The sequence below is a fragment of the Pseudoalteromonas sp. TB64 genome, from assembly GCF_000498095.1.
Taxonomy (GTDB): Bacteria; Pseudomonadota; Gammaproteobacteria; order Enterobacterales; family Alteromonadaceae; genus Pseudoalteromonas.
Genome location: NZ_AUTQ01000165.1, coordinates 1 through 1793 on the forward strand (window position 1 = coordinate 1; position 1793 = coordinate 1793).

The 1793-nt window shown below is 39.4% G+C and carries 4 protein-coding genes; all 4 read right to left on the bottom strand.

Going from position 1 to position 1793, the window contains the following annotated elements; all coding sequences use genetic code 11:
* Positions 1-30: 30 nt before the first annotated feature.
* The gene (locus L647_RS0113785; protein WP_024611512.1) at positions 31-792 is read right to left on the bottom strand and encodes an IS5 family transposase; all 762 of its coding nucleotides are present in this window, start codon (positions 790-792) and stop codon (positions 31-33) included.
* 122 nt (positions 793-914) lie between these two features.
* Positions 915-1100: a hypothetical protein gene (locus L647_RS1000000125875; protein ID WP_139015449.1), complete on the bottom strand. Its 186-nt coding sequence runs from the start codon at positions 1098-1100 to the stop codon at positions 915-917.
* 113 nt (positions 1101-1213) lie between these two features.
* The gene (locus L647_RS1000000126450) at positions 1214-1432 is read right to left on the bottom strand and encodes an IS30 family transposase (RefSeq protein ID WP_253948881.1); all 219 of its coding nucleotides are present in this window, start codon (positions 1430-1432) and stop codon (positions 1214-1216) included.
* Positions 1433-1448: 16 nt separating this feature from the next.
* A partial coding sequence (locus L647_RS1000000126455) for an IS30 family transposase (protein WP_253948882.1) occupies positions 1449-1793 on the bottom strand: 345 nt, incomplete at its 5' end.

Consider the following 1793-nt stretch of genomic DNA (forward strand, 5'->3'; position numbering starts at 1 on the left):
TAGGGGCTGTTGATCTTTGTAGTATATATATTAATCAGCCCACATTGGTAGCCACATCATAGTAAATGCTAAAGCGAGCATGGAATGATAATTCCGTTCAAGCTTTTCATACCTTGTAGCTATCCCTCTATATTGTTTGATCCGACCAAAGGCATTCTCAACTAAGTGCCTATATTTGTACATGCACCAGTCAATATCTTCATTACCCACTAAACTGTTATCCTTGCGTGGAATAACGGGTGTAGCGCTATTATCACGAATAAACTCTCTTAGTTTTTCACTATCGTAGCCTTTATCTGCGACAACCACATTACTCGTTGGGCAATTGTCTACAAGTGACTCTGCATGGACGATATCATGCGTATTTCCACAGGATAATTCATAATAAACAGGCAATCCTCCGCTATCTACTGCAAGATGAATTTTAGTCGAATTGCCACCTCGACTCTTACCGATTGATTCATTGCCAGCGGTTCTTGCACCGCAACTATGCTGGTGAGCCCTGACAATACTGCCATCAATAAAGATCCAATCCATATCAGCATAGTGGGATAACACACGAAATAATTCATTCAAAATATCTTTTTTGGACCATAAATTAAATCGTCTATAGATAGCACTCCACGAGCCGAAATAAGACGGTAAATCTCGCCAAGGAATACCGGTACGCATCTTATAGAGTATGCCTTCGAGCGTTTTTCTATGCTCAGGCTTATTATAAATTCGACCACTTAAGTGCATTACTTTTGATAAGACATTCCATGTCGCGTCTGTTAACATTAATCTTGGCATGAGGGTTCGGTGTAACGTTTTTTAGCGAATTCAATTATACCTTATCCTCATGCTGTTTGTTTTTTATACCGCAAAGATCAACACGCCCTAGTAATAATACGATAAAATATAGTAATAAGTACTTACCTTGGGTCAATTAAACACCTAACTTGTCCACCACCTGAGCAACTATATGAAACAGTATTTCCACTATGAGTCACTGTCATTTTTCCTGAAGTGTAGTTACACGGCATAACTGCGTAGCTAGAAGCACTATATGTAGCTGTAAGTATCAAAAATATAGAGCCAATTTTTTTTAGTTTATTCATTAAAAGTCCTTATTATAAATATTACCTATAAGCGAAACTAATTTGCAACAAAATTACATCTAAATGTAAACAAATTATCAATTTTGCAGGCGTTTCAAATCCAAGTGTCTTCCTCAGACGATTATTAAGTTGCTCAAGTACTGGTATACTTGCGCTGGTGTTACCGCCTTAAAATCTGTGCTCTTCCGCCAATACTGGCGTAGTAATCCATTCGTGTTTTCATTCAATCCGCGCTCCCATGAGTGATAAGGGTGAGCAAAATAAACAGGAACACTTAAAGCTTCTGTGATTTGCTCGTGATAAGCGAACTCTTTTCCATTGTCAGCCGTCACTGCGAACTATATGGCCTTAATAGTTCGCAGTGACGGCTTGTGCTGTTTTGCCTGCCATCTGAGTTGATACAGTAAATTGGGTGACCCGCTCTACAATGGTAACAAGGGCGCCTCGATGACCTTTACCTATGACGGTATCTATTTTCCAATCTCCGATACGACCTTTCTCATCAACTATTTGTGGACGTTCTTCAATGCTAACGCGATTTTTTATTTGCCCTCGGTTTGTTTTACCATGACTGCGCTTGTGATATTTCTTACCGTGTCGGCGCAGATGTAGGTATAACTCACCACCTGCTTTTTTATCTTCCCAGATATACAGATAAATGCATTCATGGCTGACAGACCGTTCACTTTCTTT

Coding starts and splice junctions, on each gene's coding strand:
- L647_RS0113785 (WP_024611512.1), bottom strand. CDS start 792: ATGCCAAGATTAATGTTAACAGACGCGACATGGAATGTCTTATCAAAA.
- L647_RS1000000125875 (WP_139015449.1), bottom strand. CDS start 1,100: ATGAATAAACTAAAAAAAATTGGCTCTATATTTTTGATACTTACAGCT.